Source organism: Sphingobacterium sp. MYb382, from assembly GCF_037572665.1.
Taxonomy (GTDB): domain Bacteria; phylum Bacteroidota; class Bacteroidia; order Sphingobacteriales; family Sphingobacteriaceae; genus Sphingobacterium.
Map to the genome: position 1 here is coordinate 445,659 of NZ_JBBGZT010000029.1, position 20,066 is coordinate 465,724.

The following is a 20,066-nucleotide window of genomic DNA, read 5'->3' on the forward strand; positions in this document are numbered from 1 at the left end:
TCAATGAGTAAAACGAATAATAAAGATATCCGTTGTTCATTCTGTGGCATTAGCAAAAGTGATGCACAGATGCTTATTGCGGGTGACGGAGCTCATATCTGCGACCGTTGTGTAACGCAAGCAGGAGAAATTCTTACGGAAGAGCTGAAACAACGCAAGAATAAAACCTTGCAGACGACTTTAGAGCTTATCCGTCCGACGGAAATTAAAGAGCACTTAGATCAGTATGTTATTGGTCAGGATGATGCTAAAAAGGTAATCGCTGTCGCGGTATACAATCATTACAAAAGATTGAACCAAAAGGTAGAGAAAGACGATATAGAAATCGAAAAATCTAACCTTATCGTGGTTGGTGAAACAGGAACAGGAAAAACACTCTTAGCAAAAACTGTTGCTAAGATTTTAAATGTTCCTTTCAGCATCGTTGACGCGACCGTATTAACGGAAGCTGGTTATGTAGGTGAAGATGTGGAAAGCATCTTGACACGCTTACTTCAAGCAGCAGACTACGATGTAGCAGCCGCAGAAAGAGGTATCATCTACATTGATGAGATTGATAAAATAGCACGTAAAAGTGATAACCCTTCTATTACACGTGATGTATCGGGAGAGGGCGTGCAACAGGCATTATTGAAAATATTGGAAGGCACGAATGTAAACGTACCACCGCAAGGAGGTCGTAAGCATCCAGACCAGAAGATGATTTCGGTAAACACAAATAACATCTTGTTTATCTGTGGTGGTGCATTTGATGGTATTCAAAAGAAAATTGCCAACAGATTGAGAACACAGACGGTAGGTTATAAAATGAAAGATGAAGAGGAAGATATCGACCTCAACAACTTATACAAATATATTACCCCGCAAGATTTAAAGAACTTCGGTTTAATTCCAGAGCTTATCGGCCGTTTACCGGTATTGACATACCTTAATCCATTGGATAAGGAAACGTTACTAAGCATCTTGACAGAACCGAAGAATGCCTTAATCAAACAGTACACAAAACTATTCGAATATGAAGGTGTTGAACTTGTGTTTGACCCTGCAGTATATGAATTTATTGTGGACAAAGCTTGGGAGTTCAAACTGGGTGCACGTGGTTTGCGCAGTATCTGCGAAGCCATTATGCTGGATGCCATGTTTGAGACACCAACAGAAAAAGAAAAAAGTGGCGAAAAAACATTGCATATCTCTCTGGAGTATGCGAAACAAAAAATCGCTAAATCGGACATTAAAAAGCTGCAAGTCGCTTAATAGAAAAACCCTCACACCTGCTGTGAGGGTTTTTTGTATCAAAAAGTTAATCACTCAACGAAAGAAGCTAACAGAAAAAAGCTATCTTCAAAGAACGTAAAACTTTAAAAGCGAACTGTTGTTTTAAAAATTAAAGCTTATGACAAAGAAAAAATTGGAGGACAGCCCTATCACCCCGGGCTTAAAATCAAAAAAAGACATCGTCAACAACTGGTTGCCACGTTATACAGGTTGCCCATTAGAAGATTTTGAACCATACATCTTATTAACAAACTTCTCTAAGTATGTGAAGATGTTTTCAGAGATGAATGATAATGCACATATCTACGGTGAAGACAAGGCTATGCAGGCATGTTCTGCTGGCGGGATTACCATCATCAACTTTGGTATGGGTAGCCCTATGGCCGCAACCGTTATGGACTTACTTTCTGCCATCAATCCTAAAGCCGTTCTTTTCTTAGGTAAAACGGGCGGATTAAAGAAGAAAATCCCTGTAGGTGAGTTGATCCTGCCTATCGCTGCTATTCGTGGCGAAGGAACATCAAACGATTACTTCCCACCAGAAGTACCTTCACTACCAGCATTCGCCTTGCAAAAAGCGATTTCGACAACGATTCGTGACCACTCCCGTGACTACTGGACAGGTACGGTATATACGACCAACAGACGTGTATGGGAGCATGATAAGGCTTTTAAAAAATACTTAAAGTCTATTCGTGCGATGGCAGTAGATATGGAAACAGCAACCATTTTTAGTGTTGGCTTTGCCAATAAAATCCCTACGGGAGCGTTATTGTTAGTATCCGATCAGCCGATGGTACCAGAGGGTGTAAAAACTGTAGAAAGCGATATCACCGTTACGGCAAAATATGTAGAAACACATTTAGTCATTGGTATCGATGCTATTAAACAACTGGTAAATAACGGACTGACCGTAAAACACCTGAAGTTTTAAAAAACACTATTTTTTTACGAAATAATAAAAAAGAACAACAAGTATGTGGTATAACAATATCCTGGAGACGATTGGCAACACTCCTTTGGTTAAGCTCAACACAGTGACTGAAGGACTAAAAGGGACAATTCTCGCAAAGATTGAAACAACGAATCCTGGAAACTCTATCAAGGACCGTATGGCCCTAAAAATGATTGAGGATGCTGAACAAGCGGGCTTACTGAAACCTGGAGGAACAATCATTGAGGGAACTTCCGGAAATACGGGAATGGGCCTAGCAATGGCTGCCGTTGTGAAGGGATATCGTTGTATTTTTACCACTACAGATAAGCAATCGAAAGAAAAGGTCGATGCCTTACGTGCCTTTGGTGCGGAAGTTATCGTATGCCCTACAAACGTCGATCCGGAGGATCCACGCTCCTACTATTCCGTTTCAAGCCGACTTGAAAGAGAAGTGCCCAACGGTTGGAAGGCTAATCAGTATGACAACCCTTCGAATGCAAAAGCACACTACGAACAAACAGGCCCCGAAATATGGGAACAAACGGAAGGTAAAATCACCCACCTAGTGGTTGGTGTTGGAACCGGAGGAACGATTTCTGGAACAGCGAAATACTTGCGTGAGAAGAACCCTAACATAAAAGTTTGGGGCATCGACACCTATGGCTCTGTTTTCAAAAAGTATAAAGAAACGGGCATCTTCGACAAAAATGAAATCTACCCGTACATCACGGAGGGCATCGGGGAAGACTTCCTTCCCGAGAATGTAGACTTCTCTTTGATTGACCTTTTCGAAAAGGTAAGCGATAAAGATGCTGCTTTGATGACGCGCGACTTAGCGCGTAAAGAGGGCATCTTCGCCGGAAACTCCGCTGGAGCTGCAATTGCAGGATTGCAACAACTGGGAGCGACCTTAACGGATGATGATGTGGTGGTTGTCATTTTCCATGACCATGGATCACGTTATATGGGTAAGATGTATAACGAAGATTGGCTACGTGAGCGTGGTTTCATGAAGGATGAGAAGCTTACCGCTAAAGAAATCTTGAAGAAACGCGCCAACCAAGAAATTATTACAGCCGATGTGGAACAAACGGTTATAGAAACATTTAACAGCATGAAAACGTTAAATATTTCTCAAATTCCCGTGACACAGCAAGGCATGGTGATTGGTAAGATTACGGAATCGGATATTCTATCTGCTTTGCTGGAAAACCCTTCTTTAAAATCATCTAAAGTAGGGACAATCAGCTCGAAGCCTTTTCCTTTTGTGGATCTTAACACATCCATCGATAAGATTTCAGCGTTAATCAATAAAGATACACAAGCTGTATTGGTGGAAGATGAATTCGGAAGAATTAACATCATCACACAGTATGATATCATCAATGCGATATCAGAAGGCTAAGCCTAATAAAGGCTAAAACAAAAGCGGGACATTGTAAAATGTCCCGCTTTTGTTTTATTATTCTTTGGCCTCTACTTCTTTGACCATATAAATATCTTCGTTATCTTTTTTCATTTTATAGCGCTCACGTGCTATACGTTGAATCTCACTCGGATTAGACTGTAGGTCTTTGACAGATTTCTCCATACGTTCAATCTCCGTCACATAGAAAACCTTCTCGCCTTCTAATTTTGTTTTTTCTTGTTGATAAGCAAACTGCGTTCCTAAATCATAACGATCAAAGAAACACATCCATACAAAAAAAGCAGCGCCTGCAATGAGATACTTATTACGAATTACCGTGAGCAATCTTTCCATACTCAAATGTACAGATACCTTTTTGATTTTTAAAGGCAATCTTCATTTTCAGCGTGACAATGCTTTTGGTTAGCGTTTAAGCCACTTTAAAGGCCTAACCATAGCATACCCTTTAGGTAACAAAAAAGCGGCTATCTCGAAGAGACAGCCGCTTTCTTTTATCGACCGAAGGTAAATTATTTTTTAGCGTACTTAAAGTTTTTACCGATGAAGCGCGCATTGTTGCCCAATTCTTCTTCGATACGTAACAATTGGTTGTATTTCGCCATACGGTCAGAACGAGAAGCTGATCCCGTTTTGATTTGACCACAGTTTAATGCAACAGCTAAGTCAGCAATCGTTGAATCTTCAGTTTCGCCAGAACGGTGAGACATTACCGAAGTATAGCCAGAGTTCTGTGCTAAAGTAACCGCATTGATTGTTTCTGTCAACGAACCGATTTGGTTAACTTTTACTAAGATAGAGTTTGCTGTATCTGTATCGATACCTTGTTGTAGACGTTTTGTGTTTGTAACGAACAAATCGTCACCTACCAACTGAACGCGGTCACCGATTTTCTCAGTTAATGCTTTCCAGCCAGCCCAGTCATCTTCACCCATACCATCTTCGATAGAGATAATAGGATATTTAACTGTTAATTCTGCTAAGTAAGAAGCTTGCTCTTCGCTAGAACGGATAGCACCTTTATCGCCTTCAAACTTCGCGTAGTTGTATTTACCATCTTTGTAGAACTCAGATGCAGCACAGTCTAACGCTAAAGCGATGTCAGATCCTGGTTTGTAACCTGCTGTCTCGATAGCTTTTAATACCGTTTCAATAGCATCTTCCGTACCATCAAAAGTTGGTGCGAAACCACCCTCGTCACCTACTGCTGTAGATAAGTTACGGTCGTGTTAGATTTTTTTTAACGTGTGGAATTACTTCAGTTCCCCAACGCAATGCTTCAGAGAATGAAGGAGCGCCAACAGGCATAATCATAAACTCTTGGAAAGCGATAGGCGCATCAGAGTGCGAACCACCATTGATGATGTTCATCATCGGGATAGGCAATGTATTTGCGTTAACACCACCAATATAACGGTATAAAGGCTGGTGAGACTCTTGAGCTGCTGCTTTCGCTACTGCTAAAGAAACACCTAAGATTGCGTTAGCACCTAAAACACCTTTGTTTTCGCTACCGTCTAAATCGATCATAATTTGATCAATTGTGTTTTGTTCAAAAACATCAACACCGTTAAGCGCCTTAGCGATTTTAGTGTTTACATTCTCAACAGCTTTCAACACCCCTTTACCAAGGTATCTAGACTTGTCGCCATCACGCAATTCTACCGCTTCATGAATACCTGTAGATGCACCAGAAGGTACTGCTGCACGACCTACAAAACCATTTTGTGTAGTAACATCTACTTCGATAGTAGGGTTACCGCGCGAATCAAGAATCTGACGCGCATGAACATCAATTATTAAACTCATCTGTATATTATTGTCTATTTTTAATTTTGGCTTAGTGTAACTCGAACACTAAGATACTGTTTTCCCTTTGTAATACCAAACTTAGCTAATTTTAGTTTTATATACAATACAAACCCGATTTGCCGCTTGGTATAGGTATAAAAAAAGCTAAGCGTTACCCGCTTAGCTTTTTCATTTTATTTTGTCAACATCGCTACGAAGTCGTCGAATAGGTAACGTGAATCGTGTGGACCTGGAGATGATTCTGGGTGGTATTGTACCGAGAATGCACGTCCGCCTTTCACGCGGATACCTTCGATCGACTGATCGTTTAAGTTGATGTGTGTTACTTCGACTTTATCAGATTTCTCAATGTCTTCAGCTACTACACCAAAACCGTGGTTTTGAGAAGTAATCTCACAACGATTAGCAATAATGTTTTTAACAGGGTGGTTGATACCACGGTGTCCATTATGCATTTTCTTCGTGCGGATTCCGTTTGCTAGCGCTAAAATTTGGTGACCTAAACAGATACCAAACATTGGTTTGTCAGCAGCAACGATTTGTTTAACCGTTTCAATAGCATAATCCATCGCAGAAGGATCACCAGGACCATTCGAGATAAAGTAACCATCAGGATTCCACGCTTCCATTTCTGCGAATGTTGTTTTCGCAGGGAATACTTTCGCATATACTTCACGAGCGTCGAAGTTGCGTAAGATATTTTTCTTAATTCCTAAGTCCAACACAGCGATACGAATTGCTGCATTTTCATTACCATAGAAATAAGCCTCTTTTGTCGACACGCGCGAAGAAAGCTCTAATCCATCCATGGAAGGAACTGTGGCTAACTCAGCTTTCAAAGCATCAACGTCCAAGTTTTCCGAAGAGATGATCGCATTCATTGCTCCTTTGCTACGAATGTGGCGCACTAACGAACGTGTATCGATATCGGAAATACCAACTAGATTTCCTTCTTCAAAATACGTTTGGATAGAGCTATCGGCCATCTTACGGCTGTAGTTGATGTTATAGTTCTTACATACCAATCCTGCGATTTGAATCGAATCAGATTCTTCATCATCTGCATCGATACCATAATTACCAATGTGTGCATTGGTGGTAACCATAATTTGTGCATGGTAAGAAGGATCGGTAAAGATCTCTTGATAACCTGTCGTACCTGTATTAAAACAGATTTCACCTGTCGTCGTTCCAATCTTTCCGGCAGCCTTGCCATGATAAACTGTTCCGTCTTCAAGCACCAAAATCGCGGGTAATTTACTGTAGTTGGTCATTATTCTATAAAAATTTTATAACTGTTCTTTTCCTTATCAGACACAAAAAAAGCCCAAATGGGCTAAACGATACTATTAAAAATATAATACTTCTTCAATGTTGCCATTGAAATTTTTCGACGATGCGATGAGATATAAGACCTCGATTTTCATTGGGGAACAAAGGTAAATAAAAAACATAATAAGACCTAGCATTTTTATAAAATATTACAATAGATACCGCCAATTGCTACGTAATCGATGATTAGACGGCACTATTGACATAAATTTAATAGGGACTTTATCGTCAAAAAGCTGCTATCCTAGCTAGACCAACCTTCAACGGCCTCTATAAATGAATCTACCTGCTCTGGTTCTGTCGCCCACGAAGTGATCAAACGGATAGCCGATTTTTCACTATCGATAGCTTTCCAAACAAAGAAAGCGTAATGTGTACCCAAGTGTTCAATCAGCGCATGCGGAAGAATCGGAAAAATTTGATTTGTCTGTGGCTTGGTTAAAAAATCATAGCCTTTAGCTTCAAAAGCAGCAGCCATTTTCGCGGCCAAAATATTTGCCTGCTGAGCTAGTTCAAGATACAAATCGTCCGTAAATAGAGTCAAAAACTGAACGCCAAGGATACGTCCCTTAGCCAACAAGGCCCCTCTTTGCTTCACCACATAGGCGAAATCGGGAGCCAATTCTGGCTTGTTAAAAACGATAGCCTCCCCAAGCAAAGCCCCATTTTTGGTACCACCGATATAAAAAACATGACTTAGCTTGGCCATATCTGCCAAAGTAAGGTCGTTATCTATTGCCGTCAAGGCATGGCCTAAACGAGCACCATCGACAAAAAGGTACAGACCAGCTTCCGTACAGTAGTTCCATAGCTCCGTTAATTCAGCTCGTGTATACAAGCTTCCGATCTCTGTAGAATTAGAGATGTAAACCAATTTAGGTTTCACTACATGTGGACGCATACCATAAGCAGCCACCGTTGCAGCAACACTTGCTGCTGTCAATTTGCCATCATCACTAGCAACAGCAATAACCTTGTGGCCTGCGGCCTCTATTGCGCCAGCCTCATTCGTATAAATATGTCCCGTATTGGCACTAATGACGGCCTCATGCGGGCGTAACAAGGTAGATATAACCAGTAAGTTTGCTTGTGTACCACCACTTACAAAATAAATATCAGCTTCAGGATTTTGCATCTTAGCTTTCAGCAAAGCCTTCGCTTCCTCACCATAAACATCCTCTCCATAACCGGCTTGCTGCACAAGATTACTAGCTACCAAAGCGTCTAAAATAGCAGGATGTGCTCCTTCAGCATAATCATTTTTAAAACTATACATGCGTACTTCTTCTTTTTTCAAAAATCCTAATCTAACATTTTTTAGAGCAGCCTACTCAAAAAGTAATGTCCTAAAAATGCACAACAAATGTAGGAAAAGCATCGCTTATTTTCGGGGAAAACAAAGGGAGATCTGCAGATTGAAATTGGATTTATTAATCCTTCTACAAAGGAATATTCTTTGAAAAAGATAAAAAAAGTAAACAATTGCCCCAACATTAAAACATTCTAACCTCCTTCTAAGGCCCTTCTTATATAGGGCTTAGCACCTTCTAATTCCGTAAAAATACCTTTGAGCATTACTAAAATTAATTATTTATTCAACTCAACTGTATGAAGAAAATACTACTAACGATGTTATTCGTCAACAGCTGCTTGTTCATTTTTGCACAAAGCAGACTCGTAACGGGAACCGTTAAAGATGCACAAACCATGGAAGCATTAATTGGTGTTACCATCACCTCTACTGATGCACAAAGCAGCACCACTACCGATGGCAATGGAAACTACAAAATTCAACTGAACCCCAACCAATCGGAATTAAAATTTGCCTTTCTAGGTTACCAAACAGCAAGCATAAGTCTAAATCCAACGGCAAAGCATGTAGATATGCTATTGCATAGCAGTTCGGAGCAAATTGATGATGTTGTCATCACTGGATATACCCGTCAAAACAAATCACAACTTACCGGAGCTGTCACTAAAATTGAGGGCTCCAAAATCAGCTCCATGCCCGTAGCCTCCCTAGATCAGGCTTTACAAGGGCAAGTGGCAGGTTTGTATGTAGCTTCCCCATCAGGACTACCCGGCACACCTGGACGTGTTACCATCCGCGGTATTGCTTCGCTGCAAGGCGGAGAGACCAATCCGCTATATATTGTTGATGGCGTACCTGTTGACGCCGCGTCTATCTCTCAGCTAAACCCAGAAGACTTTGAATCGTACACCGTCCTTAAAGACGCCGCATCGACGGCACAGTATGGTTCTAGAGCAGCAAATGGTGTTATTGTCGTAATAACAAAAAAGGGAGCGGCTAGCAGCAAGCTATTATTCAATTATCAAAACCAATTTGGTTTCTCTAAGGTCAATCTTTCCCGTTGGAACATGATGAATACAGACCAACGGCTACAGTTTGAAGAAATGCTCGAAGACTCCTCCCTACCGGGCTGGCAGTATTCCAGAAAGAACGATAGAAATGCTGACGGCTCTTTGAAGACGGAGGAAGATTACACTTATGGCGACAACTACTTACAAGGGTTACGCTACCAGTCGAGCAATTTAAACGACAGAATACTACGCAACGGCTTTACACAAGCGCACAATTTAAGTGCTTCAGGAGGATCTGAAAAAACAAGCTACTTTATGTCGGCAGGCTACTTAAATCAAGACGGCGTGTTGCACAATTCAGGTATCGACCGCTACAACTTACGCTCCAACATACAACACGTAAATGGTCGCTTTAAACTAGGTCTTAACATGGGCTTGGGGTATACGCGTGCGAAAGTAACGGAAGGCGATTTCGATGTATCGGAAACAAACCCAGTGGCGGCACTATATTTCGCATTACCTTACGAACGCTTATACCATGATGATGGTAGTTTAGCGACTGGTACCAATAAATTTGGCGCCAATGCCCTATCTATGTATGAGGATATCAAACGTAATGAAAACAAAATTAAAACCTTGCTATCGACTAACCTGTCCTACCAAATCACGTCGGATTTAAGTTTCACCAGCACCTTAGGCTTAGACTTTCAGCAAGCGAACAATACCTGTTACATTCGCCCAGACTCCTACCTTGGAAGCCTTGTGGATCCAGGCGGTATGGGAAGCTACGAAAATGCGTACATCAACCGTTTAGGATTAATCGCAACAGGTGGGTTCATGTATAACAAAAAAATTGGTTTACATGATTTTGAGGCCAACTTGCTCGCTGAGATCAACCAACGCCATTTCAACAGTTCGGGCTATACAGCATATGGCTTAATTCCAGGATTAGAAAATACACCTGCTGGTATTACGCCAGGAACGGCAGACAATGATTTCATCCCATTGATTAACGGTGGTCGTTCACAAAACAGATTAATCTCACAAATTGGAATATTTAGATATTCCTATGCTAACCGCTATACCTTCACCGCGAGCATACGCCAAGACGGCACCTCGCAGGTGGCGAAAGACAACCGCTACCAGCTATTTTATGCCTTAGGCGGCGCATGGAATATTTATAATGAAGACTTCATGAAAAATGTAGATGGCATCAGCAACCTACGTCTACGTGGAAGTTATGGCCGCACAGGTAATGCTGCTGGTTTTGCAAGCGACTTCGGTTACCGCAGTTTATATGGTCGTGGCCACTACGGCGGATCGGCAGCCTTAATACCGATGTACCCAGGTAACCCAACCTACAATTGGGAGCTTAATGATATTGCTGATGTAGGTTTAGAATTCTCTTTATTCAATGGGCGCTTGCGTACAGAGATAGATGTATACAACCGCATCACCGCTAATCTATTCATGGAGAAACGTCTTTCCTACACTTCTGGATTTGAAAGCATGGCCATCAATGGCGGTAAGGTTCGTAATCGCGGGGTGGAGTTATTCTTGGCGGGTGATATCGTAAAAAATCGTGACTTTACTTTTAGCGCATCTTTGAACTTAGGTTACAACCAAAACAGAATCTTAAACCTCGGGGGTGAAGATGACCTTGTCACAGAAGACTACAGTATCAACAAGGTTGGCAAACCTATCGGACAGTTCTACATGGTACGTTGGGCAGGTGTTGACGCGCAAACAGGCGCACCAATATACTTGGATGCTGAAGGGGAGAAAACATATGAATTCAATCCTGACGATGCTGTGGAAGTGAAAGGTTCTTTTGATCCACCATTAAAAGGAGGACTAAACTTGATGTTCAGCTACCGCAAGTTTGAGTTATCTACATTATTTACGTTCATCAAAGGCATGTACCGCTTGAATACGGCAGAGTTATTCCGTACTTCCGCAGATGAGAACTATCGTTTCTATAACCAATCGGTAGATATGCTTAATATGTGGCAAAAACCAGGCGATATTACCGATCATCCGGGAGCTGCCTACCCACGCTACATGACCGACCGAGAATTACAAAATGCAGATTATATAAAGTTGAGGAATCTACGCCTAGCCTATACCATTAAAGATGCGACGAGCAGTGGAAAGATTAAAAATTTCAACGTATTCGTTCAAGGACAAAACATCCATACATGGACGAAATTTAAAGCTTTCGACCCAGAAGATGACAATAACTGGTATCAGTATGAGTATCCTTTACCACGCATATTCACCGCAGGTTTCAATCTTTCTTTCTAGCATATAACAACGATTACAACATGAAATTAAATCAATATACAAAAGTAATATTAGGGCTTATCGTCCTGTTCATTACGCAAGCCTCATGCTCCAAAATACTGAACCTCAACCCTACGGACCAGATCGATGAAAAAGATATATTCAAATCTGTGGAAAGCCTAGAGCGTGCCGTATTGGGCGTTTATGCGAATTGGAATCTTGAATATAGCCTACGCATTGCTTCGGTCATGTCCGACGAATGCCGATTGGGTTTAAACAACGCTGGTGTATCGGCCGCAGGCCAAAACCTATTTCGTTGGAACTACTCTTCTGAAGATAATGAAATTGTAGAACCTTGGAAAAATGGTTATCAGGTAATCGACCGGGTTAACCGCTTGTTGGCCGGCATTAGCCACGTTCCATCAAACAAGGAGGCCGATAAAGAAAAACTTGACCTACTCCAGGGGGAGCTTCTAGCTATTCGCGCATACCAGCATTTCGACCTCTATAGAATCTATGCTGCCAGCGGAACCTACAATGGTCAAGCTTTAGCAGTTCCTTATGTCAAAAAATCGAATACAAACAGCCAGCCTAGTCGTCCTAATACGGAAAGCTTCTTTAGCGACTTTTGGCATGATATGAAAGAAGCTGAAACCTTATTAGCTGGAAAGGATGCATTAGCCAACAGCAGAATGGGCCTTTTAGCGACCTATGCCCTACATGCGCGCGCAGCACTTTACACACTAAATTATCCAGAAGCTGAGCATTACGCGACAGCGGTAATTCAAAAAATACCTTTAGCCAGTGGACAAACTTTTGAAAAAATATGGAAAGATGAGTCTAATACAGAATTAATATTCAAGCTAAAAAGAACCAATGTAAGCGAAATTCGTCCGGGTGATTTATTCTACAATATCGGTGCAGAAAGAATATTGTTTGCTCCTTCATTGCAGCTGATGTCGCTATACGACGAGGCTGATGATGTACGTTTTAATAGTTATTTTGAGGAGGACCCAAATTTGGCCGATGAAGGCGAGTTAACAGAGCGCATCATCAAATATCAAGGAAGTGATAGCGCCCCTAATCGTACCGATGTGAAGGTGTTCCGCACGTCGGAAATGTACCTTATCCGTGCCGAAGCCGCTTTGCAAAAAAACGATCAAAACTCCGCAGAAAATGATATCAACACGCTAAGAAGGGCACGCATTGAAAACTATAACAACGAAACGTTTGACAATGAGGAGGAAGTTAAAGCAGCTATTGAGACCGAGCGCTATAAAGAGCTCGCTTTTGAAGGCCACCGTTACTTTGATTTGAAGCGCTGGGGCAAAGCTATCAACCGCAGCAACCTTGATGTGGAACCGCGTTATATGTTTTTATCTACGAACGATAAGGCTTATTTAATCCCTATCCCACAAGGTGAGGTTTTAGCGAACCCGAATATACGTCCAAACAACCCAGGCTGGTAACAACATGTGTCTATGTAGATTAGAATATTCTAATCTACATGGAAATACATAAGAAGCAATTTATATTTGACCATGAATATACTATTAATCGAAGACGAACTGAAGGTTTCTGGCTTTATAAAAAAGGGTCTCGAGGAACAACTGCACCACGTCTCGCTGGCTTATGACGGTAGTATGGGCAGCAAAATGGCTTTGGAAAATGAGTATGACCTCATTATTCTTGATGTCGTTTTACCCTACATTAATGGTATGGAAGTTTGTAAATTAATACGTAAAGTAAAGAAAGAAGTACCTATTCTGATGCTTTCGGCTTTAGATACAGTAAATGATAAAGTTCAAGGCTTAGAAAATGGGGCCGACGATTACCTCACGAAGCCTTTTCATTTTGAAGAATTGTTGGCGCGCATTAAAGCGTTAAACCGTAGAAAGGATATGGTCTTGCCAGGTACGATCTACAAAGTGGGCGACCTAGAAATGGACTGTTACAAAAAGACGGTCAGCAGAAACAAGAAGACAATCTTACTATCGGCCAAAGAATTCACATTGTTAGAGGTATTAATGGCTAATAAAAACCGCGTATTATCGCGCGTTTATATTGCGGAATCTGTGTGGGGAATTTCCTTCAACCGGGGTACCAATTTAATTGATGTCTACATAAACTACCTTCGTTCGAAAGTCGACAAAGGGTTTGAAAAACCACTTATACACACCGTCATCGGCATGGGCTATGTAATTAAAGAACTGTAGATTTATGAAGTTTAAAAATGCGCTATCCTTAAAGTTCAGCTTTATGTTTGCGGCGATTATTCTTATCCTTTTCTTGGGAATTTATTTCTTAGTAGAGCACAATCGTTCGTCGTCCTTTTTCACGAAACTCGACGAGCGTGCCCTTATAGCCGGGCAGTTTTACTTTGCCGAAGACAACCTCTCTACCCATAGCTTCAAGCAGGTCACAAAGAAGTTTCCACAGTCCTTATCGAATGAGTCTATCAGCATTTATGACGAAGATTTAAAACCTACTTTCTTGGCTAAAGATTCTATGAACTGGGATAAACAAATCCTAAATCAGATTCTTAAAAAAAGAAGTACACACTTCACAGCGGGTGAATACCAAGTATCAGGCCTTTACTTTGAGGATAACTCGGGAAACTTCCTGATTGTTGTGTCTGCTATCGATGAACGTGGTTTTTCGGACATGAACCAGCTACGCATGATTATGGGTGTATTGTTTATTCTATCCATCTTCGCTACATTTTTTATTGGTAGAATCTTTGCTCACATCTCTCTGCAGCCCTTGGTAAAAATAACGAACAACCTCAAGCTTATCCGTTCTTCCAACCTCCATATGCGACTCCCCATAGATGCGTCGAAGACGGATGAAATTGACAAGCTTTCGCTCACCATCAATCAGGTACTTGAAAACTTAGAGCAGTCATTTGACAACCAGCAGGCCTTCGTCGCCAATGCTTCACATGAACTGCGCACACCGATAACAGCGATATTAGGAGAGGCGGAAATCACCCTCATGCGAGATCGAGAGCCTGAAGAATACAAACTGGTACTCGAAGAGATTGTATTCAGCACCAAGAAGCTCAATTTGATCATCAATAGCCTGATGGAGCTTATGCAGACGAGTCTGAACAACAAAGATTTTCAACAGGTAATTGTTGATGAGTTGATGTGGGAAATTGTTGATGAGCTTCCCGAAAAGACGGATAAAGAAGTGATACAGGTACGTTACGTTATGCCCGATGATATCAATAAAAGGATACTACTTGGCAATAGGCGTTTACTGTTTATCGCCATCAGCAACGTACTAAAAAATGCATTGAAATTTTCAAAGGGTAAGCCCATTTATTGCACAATAGCCGACAAAAATAACGGTATTGAATTTACGATTGAAGACCAAGGTATTGGTATCGCCGAGGAAGATTTAGAAAAAGTATTCCAGCCATTTTTCCGCTCTAGCAATGCTATGCGCTATAAAGGATATGGTATAGGTTTATCCTTAGCAAGCAACATTGTCAAATTACATAATGGACGAATAAGCATCAAGTCGGAGTTGGAAAAAGGAACACAGGTCACGCTCTTTTTCCCACGGACTTAATGGTTGGCGATACCGAAGACTTTCCATAGGGGTGCATCCTCACCCCAAATTATCCTCAGCCTGCAAACTTTGTTTGCAGGTTTTTTTATTTTTCAAGCTCAATTTATTAGCTATTTTTACGGCTATATACCCACATATTATGCAAAGAATTACTGTTTTCTGTGGTTCCAGCTTCGGAACAGACACGCTATTTGAACAAGAAGCTTATCAACTAGGCAAAACACTGGCTGCTAAAAACATAGCCTTAGTCTATGGAGGGGCCAAAGTAGGACTTATGGGCGTTGTAGCCAACGGCGCGCTAGAAAATGGCGGAGAAGCTATCGGTGTGTTGCCTACTTTCTTACAAAACAAAGAATTGGCACATGAGCAATTGACATCGTTAATTCTGGTAGACACCATGCATGAACGTAAAGCAAAGATGAATGAGCTTTGTGACGGTATTATCACCCTGCCGGGTGGATTTGGGACGCTAGAGGAACTATTTGAAATGCTCACTTGGGCACAGCTGGGCTTGCACCAGAAACCTATAGGCATCTTAAACGTCAATGGCTTTTACGAACAATTATTAGGTTTATTGCAAGTTATGGTCGACAAAGGATTCTTAAAAGCAATCAACAAAGACATGCTTTTAGTCGCCGACACCATTGATGAACTGCTTCATAAAATGGAAAACTACATAGCTCCTACTGCAATTAAATGGATTGATAAGGCTTCCGTTTAACGCGAGCAATATTCATCCGCTAACTATATTTATCGTTGCAGTAAGAAATCTCCGTAGAAATCGGGGATTTCACTGCTATAGATAGCCTGTGCGACCTCGTCAATAGCGTAATCTACCTTTACAATAGCTACCTTAATTTCTGTTTCCGTCAATGTTACAATCGTATAGCAGGCCTTTCGGTCTTCTTCGCGACTACGTCCTACGGAACCAGCATTCACAAACAGCACCTCATCAAGCTCCTGCACATACGAAAGGTGGGTATGCCCCATGAAGACCGCATCAATACCACGCGCCTTAAGTCGGGCAGCCATCTCCTGCTTATCGTCTCCTTCATAAACATACTGATCGTTGCTGTCTAAATTCGCATGCACCAAAAGAATAGATTTGAACTGCTCGCCTACTTTAAAACGCAAGGTCATGGTATACGGCAAACTTGCCATCCACTTTTTATTATCGGCGGTGATATGTTCTTTACTGTATTGAATGGCTAAAACACGATTGGCAGATTCATGGGCATCATGATGCGGTAAAGCCACCACAGGTTCATCAAAAGCGATGCGCTCATCATGATTACCTAGCAAGGTTGGTATTCCGCGTTTACGAATGCGCTCAATAACTTCATTTCCCCAAGGGGCAAAATCTACCAGATCGCCCAAACAATAGACGGCTGCAATATGGCGCTGATCAATATCGTGGAGCACTGCTTCTAAAGCCCTACTGTTGGCATGAATATCACTGATTATAGCAATCTGTAGCATACTGTTTAATTTTATAATTTACCTTTTTTTGAAAGAAATACAATGGTTAAAGCGATCACACTCCACAGCAACATTTGCAAGAGTGCAAAATGCCAACCGCCCAATGACCAACTTAGTAGTCCAAAAAATGTGCCTATCCCTGCTCCCATGAAGTAAGTTGTCATATAAACCGTGTTTAGACGGCTATGAGCTTCCTCATCTAGGGCATATATACGTGTTAAATTCGTAATCTGCGTGGCCTGCACACCAATATCAAGAAAGAAGACGGCCCCTATCAATACCCAAATCGAATGCGGAAAGATGAGCATCGCCAGTATACTCACGATAACCAAACCAATGGTAATAAAAAGGTTTTTAAATACCTGCCCTTTATCGGCCAGCTTCCCAAAGTAAGGGGCTACTAAAGCACCACCAATGGCAATAATACCGAATAGGCCAATCGTTGAGGCATCATAATGAAAAGGAGCACCACTTAGGTGAAAGGTCAACGTTGTCCAGAAAGAGCAGAAAATACCAAAGGTGAAAGCCCCCAGCAGGGCCGCTTGTCGCAATGTTTTATAGCGTTTGATTAAAGCCAGCGTTGATTTCAACAAACTTAAGTAGCTACCTTTAAATTTCACCGATACTTCTGGCAAGAATACCCAAAGAAGCAAAATACTTACTAAAATCAATAATGCAGACACCATAAAAACAGCCTGCCAGCCCCACAGGTCGGTCACCCATCCGCTGAGTAAGCGAGAGCCTAATATTCCACATAGAATCCCACTAAACACAATACCTACATTACGCCCACGTTTCTCTTTATTTAAAACAGCAGCCATAGGGAGGATAATTTGTGCCGGACTAGCGCAAGCGCCTACAAAGAAACTAAGCAGCAAAAGTCCGGTTAGATTGGTCGTATTCGCCAGCATCAGCAAACAGGCCAGCAAAGCGAAGCAAATACCTATGATTAGCTTTTTACGATTTACGCGATCTCCCAAAGGGAGCAAGAAAAACATGCCTATGCCGTAGCCTACTTGTGCTAGCATAGCCATCTTCCCTACTGCCGACTCTGACTTCCCTAAGGTTTCGGCAATTTCTTTAAGAATCGGCTGACTATAATACACATTGGCAACAATAGTACCCGCCGAAAAAGCCATCACGGGAATGGCAAATTTATTTTTATCCTCCGTCAACATAAATAATTCCTATAATGCGCTGCAAACTTACGGGCTATTGCTTAGTTGACAATGGTATATTTTGTTAATAAATTGGTAATTATTATTCTTTTAATCTGCTAAAACAAAAGGTCACTAGCTCAGCCAACCAAGATATACCGCTTTGTAGCAAGCTTCTATAGAATTGCTAACTTGTAGTTTCTCTAGGATATTTTGTCGGTGCCTATTGACGGTATGCAAGCTTATGGATAGGTCTTCAGCAATTTCACGACTCTGCTTTCCATTTTTAATCAAACTTAGAATTTCATGCTCTCGATGCGACAAAATAGTATGCTCCTGCTGCCCATGTGTTTTGATGACGGCTCCTGTTTTGGTATGCACCACCTGCCCTTCATACAGCTCCTGCATCCCCGGAGGGAAAGATAGACTATACATGCATAATACTAACCCTACACTTCCATTGGGCATACTATCGAGGTAAAAAATGCGATGCCAAACGGCAAAATACTCACCTTTAACGTTGCACATCCGCACACGACTTGTCACATGGTAGTCTTTACGCTTATCAAGGGGAACGGTTTTCAAAAAATGAAAAAAGTAGAGTTCCATTTTATACTTTTCAAGCAAATCATCGGGATGGACACGGTCTAGCACTTCTTTTTCCCAAATGGACGGAATCTCTGTCTGGTCATTTTCAGCCTTTAGACCTAAGGTATCAGCCATACCTCCATAATAGATATAGCTACAATCTGCGGTAAGGTCGCTCAAAACAATCAATGCATTTTCCGTCTCTGCATAAAGCTGAGCTAATTGCTGACCACGCTGTAGCGACATTGTTGCTTTCTCTTTTTCAGCAAAATCCTGCTGTAGCAGTTGTTCGTTCAAGTCCTTTTGGATGCTTCCTTTCATAAAAATGGCTATTAATCAGTATTGACAGCAATACGCTAGTATGATAGCTTTGCGAAGCTAAGAATTCAAAATGAAAATATTTAAGACGATGCATAAACTACTTTTAAGCTTACTTCTTTTTCTGTGTACCCAAATTACGTTTGCTCAAAAGCTGGACAAGCTACAATGGTTTAATGAACCAGAAAAATGGGAGGTTACAAACAATGCTCTTCAATTCTTCGTTACGCCGCAAAGTGACTATTGGCGAATCTCGCACTACGGTTTCACAGTGGATGATGCTCCTTTTTACTATGGTGTTTACGGTGGTGAATTTGAGGTTAAAGTAAAAATTAGCGGCGATTACAAAGCACGTTTTGACCAAGCGGGTTTGATGCTTCGCATCGATAAAGAAAACTACATAAAAACAGGAATTGAATTTGTCGATGGCAAATATAATGTCAGTACGGTCGTGACACATAAAACTAGCGACTGGAGTATGATAAGTCTGGATAAACCTATTCCTTACATATGGATTAAAGCCGTTAGAAGACTCGATGCAGTAGAGTTATACTACTCATTTGATGATAAAGATTACCAGCTTATGCGCAATGCATACTTACAGGATAATAGCCCTGTAATGGTTGGTCTAATGGCGGCAAGCCCTGATGGAAAAGGCTTCACTGCACAATTTGAAAAGTTTACCGTAAAACATTTGCCAGATCAAAGACGTTTGAAATGGCTTAAAGAAAATGCCGAATAAGCAATAAACCTACACGTTTCTTTAAAGGGTTCTTCGGACTTGGCCGAATGAGCCCTTTTTTACTATTTAATAGGCACAGGTTGAAATTAATACAACAAAGTACCTACTATTTTCTTTGCCTGCACGAGGCTATCTCTTTTTTTCTTAATCCGCACATCTACCGTCGCTCCTTCCATTAAAAAGTAAATAGTCTGTCCTAGCACTTCTTTATGCACAGATACCCCTGTAGCAACCTCATGCTGCCCAAGCAGGTCAACGATGCGGTTCTGTAACCTCACTTTATGCTGACGAATTAATTCAGACACCGCCTGATCATCCGCAGAAATTTCTGCACTTAGCTTCACAAAAGCACATCCGCCGTAATCCTGCTCATCTTGGCGTTCTAGCCTAAAATCAAAAATCCCTAATATTTTATCCTTGGCTGTTTTCTGGAGCGACAGCTTTTCTTCCAAAGCCGCAAACCAAGCCTTATCTTTTTCGAGGACATAGGCATATAGCAAATCAGACTTCGCCGGAAAATATTTATAGAAGGAGGCTTTAGCAATAGCGGCTTCTTCAATTAACTGGTTTACGCCAGTCAAGGCATAGCCCTGTTTATAAAATAAACGAGAGGCTACTTGCAGAATACGTGTCTTGACAGCAGATGGCTTGGACATATAAGTATGCTTTGAAATAAATGATCAACTACGAAGCTAAAAACAAAAAACCAAAACAGACTTATCGTTCTCTATATTATTTATAAAAAACTCATTTGCGATGAAAAAAATTATTTTTAAAAATAAAAACAGACAGACTTGTCTATTTAATATTTTAACTATA

At 41.2% G+C, this 20,066-nt stretch carries 16 protein-coding genes and 1 pseudogene; 9 read left to right on the forward strand and 8 right to left on the reverse strand.

The features are described 5' to 3' along the window. Positions 1-3 precede the first annotated feature (3 nt). The 3 genes from clpX to WH223_RS19650 all read left to right on the forward strand — a co-directional run bounded on the left by clpX (position 4) and on the right by WH223_RS19650 (position 3,617). Positions 4-1,254 (forward strand): ATP-dependent Clp protease ATP-binding subunit ClpX, encoded by a 1,251-nt coding sequence (clpX, locus tag WH223_RS19640; protein WP_340049573.1) that lies wholly within the window; start codon positions 4-6, stop codon positions 1,252-1,254. Between the two features lie 139 nt (positions 1,255-1,393). Next, entirely contained in the window at positions 1,394-2,209 is an 816-nt protein-coding gene (locus WH223_RS19645; RefSeq protein ID WP_340049574.1) for an AMP nucleosidase, read from the forward strand. A gap of 43 nt (positions 2,210-2,252) precedes the next feature. Further along, positions 2,253-3,617, forward strand: a complete 1,365-nt coding sequence (locus WH223_RS19650) for a pyridoxal-phosphate dependent enzyme (RefSeq protein WP_340049576.1) — start codon at positions 2,253-2,255, stop codon at positions 3,615-3,617. Between the two features lie 57 nt (positions 3,618-3,674). Here the strand turns inward: WH223_RS19650 and WH223_RS19655 are convergent, their stop codons facing one another. The 4 genes and pseudogenes from WH223_RS19655 to WH223_RS19670 all read right to left on the reverse strand — a co-directional run bounded on the left by WH223_RS19655 (position 3,675) and on the right by WH223_RS19670 (position 8,079). After that, entirely contained in the window at positions 3,675-3,974 is a 300-nt protein-coding gene (locus WH223_RS19655) for an FtsB family cell division protein (RefSeq protein ID WP_340049577.1), read from the reverse strand. A 176-nt stretch (positions 3,975-4,150) separates the two neighbouring features. Next, positions 4,151-5,447, reverse strand: a pseudogene (gene eno, locus WH223_RS19660) (phosphopyruvate hydratase). A 176-nt stretch (positions 5,448-5,623) separates the two neighbouring features. After that, the gene (gene carA, locus WH223_RS19665) at positions 5,624-6,724 is read right to left on the reverse strand and encodes a glutamine-hydrolyzing carbamoyl-phosphate synthase small subunit (RefSeq protein WP_340049578.1); all 1,101 of its coding nucleotides are present in this window, start codon (positions 6,722-6,724) and stop codon (positions 5,624-5,626) included. Between the two features lie 302 nt (positions 6,725-7,026). After that, on the reverse strand, positions 7,027-8,079 hold the full coding sequence (locus tag WH223_RS19670) for a threonine aldolase family protein (protein WP_340049579.1): 1,053 nt from the start codon (positions 8,077-8,079) through the stop codon (positions 7,027-7,029). Positions 8,080-8,390: 311 nt separating this feature from the next. On the opposite strand from WH223_RS19670, the gene WH223_RS19675 reads away from it, so the two are divergent. The 5 genes from WH223_RS19675 to WH223_RS19695 all read left to right on the forward strand — a co-directional run bounded on the left by WH223_RS19675 (position 8,391) and on the right by WH223_RS19695 (position 15,684). Further along, the gene (locus WH223_RS19675; protein WP_340049581.1) at positions 8,391-11,408 is read left to right on the forward strand and encodes a SusC/RagA family TonB-linked outer membrane protein; all 3,018 of its coding nucleotides are present in this window, start codon (positions 8,391-8,393) and stop codon (positions 11,406-11,408) included. 20 nt (positions 11,409-11,428) lie between these two features. Then, complete coding sequence (locus WH223_RS19680; RefSeq protein ID WP_340049583.1) at positions 11,429-12,856, forward strand: RagB/SusD family nutrient uptake outer membrane protein; 1,428 nt, start codon at positions 11,429-11,431, stop codon at positions 12,854-12,856. 72 nt (positions 12,857-12,928) lie between these two features. Continuing rightward, entirely contained in the window at positions 12,929-13,603 is a 675-nt protein-coding gene (locus tag WH223_RS19685; protein WP_340049584.1) for a response regulator transcription factor, read from the forward strand. A gap of 4 nt (positions 13,604-13,607) precedes the next feature. Next, complete coding sequence (locus tag WH223_RS19690; protein ID WP_340049585.1) at positions 13,608-14,963, forward strand: sensor histidine kinase; 1,356 nt, start codon at positions 13,608-13,610, stop codon at positions 14,961-14,963. A gap of 139 nt (positions 14,964-15,102) precedes the next feature. After that, positions 15,103-15,684, forward strand: coding sequence for an LOG family protein (locus WH223_RS19695; protein WP_340049586.1), 582 nt, complete (start codon positions 15,103-15,105; stop codon positions 15,682-15,684). 29 nt (positions 15,685-15,713) lie between these two features. Here WH223_RS19695 and WH223_RS19700 read toward each other — a convergent pair whose 3' ends face one another. The 3 genes from WH223_RS19700 to WH223_RS19710 form a co-directional block, all read right to left on the reverse strand. Beyond that, the gene (locus tag WH223_RS19700) at positions 15,714-16,442 is read right to left on the reverse strand and encodes a metallophosphoesterase family protein (RefSeq protein WP_340049587.1); all 729 of its coding nucleotides are present in this window, start codon (positions 16,440-16,442) and stop codon (positions 15,714-15,716) included. A gap of 11 nt (positions 16,443-16,453) precedes the next feature. Further along, on the reverse strand, positions 16,454-17,620 hold the full coding sequence (locus tag WH223_RS19705; RefSeq protein ID WP_340049588.1) for an MFS transporter: 1,167 nt from the start codon (positions 17,618-17,620) through the stop codon (positions 16,454-16,456). Positions 17,621-17,734: 114 nt separating this feature from the next. After that, positions 17,735-18,508 (reverse strand): helix-turn-helix domain-containing protein, encoded by a 774-nt coding sequence (locus WH223_RS19710; RefSeq protein WP_340049589.1) that lies wholly within the window; start codon positions 18,506-18,508, stop codon positions 17,735-17,737. Between the two features lie 70 nt (positions 18,509-18,578). On the opposite strand from WH223_RS19710, the gene WH223_RS19715 reads away from it, so the two are divergent. Continuing rightward, positions 18,579-19,247: a DUF1349 domain-containing protein gene (locus WH223_RS19715; protein WP_340049590.1), complete on the forward strand. Its 669-nt coding sequence runs from the start codon at positions 18,579-18,581 to the stop codon at positions 19,245-19,247. Positions 19,248-19,333: 86 nt separating this feature from the next. Here WH223_RS19715 and WH223_RS19720 read toward each other — a convergent pair whose 3' ends face one another. Then, entirely contained in the window at positions 19,334-19,903 is a 570-nt protein-coding gene (locus tag WH223_RS19720) for a TetR/AcrR family transcriptional regulator (RefSeq protein WP_340049591.1), read from the reverse strand. Positions 19,904-20,066: the final 163 nt, after the last annotated feature.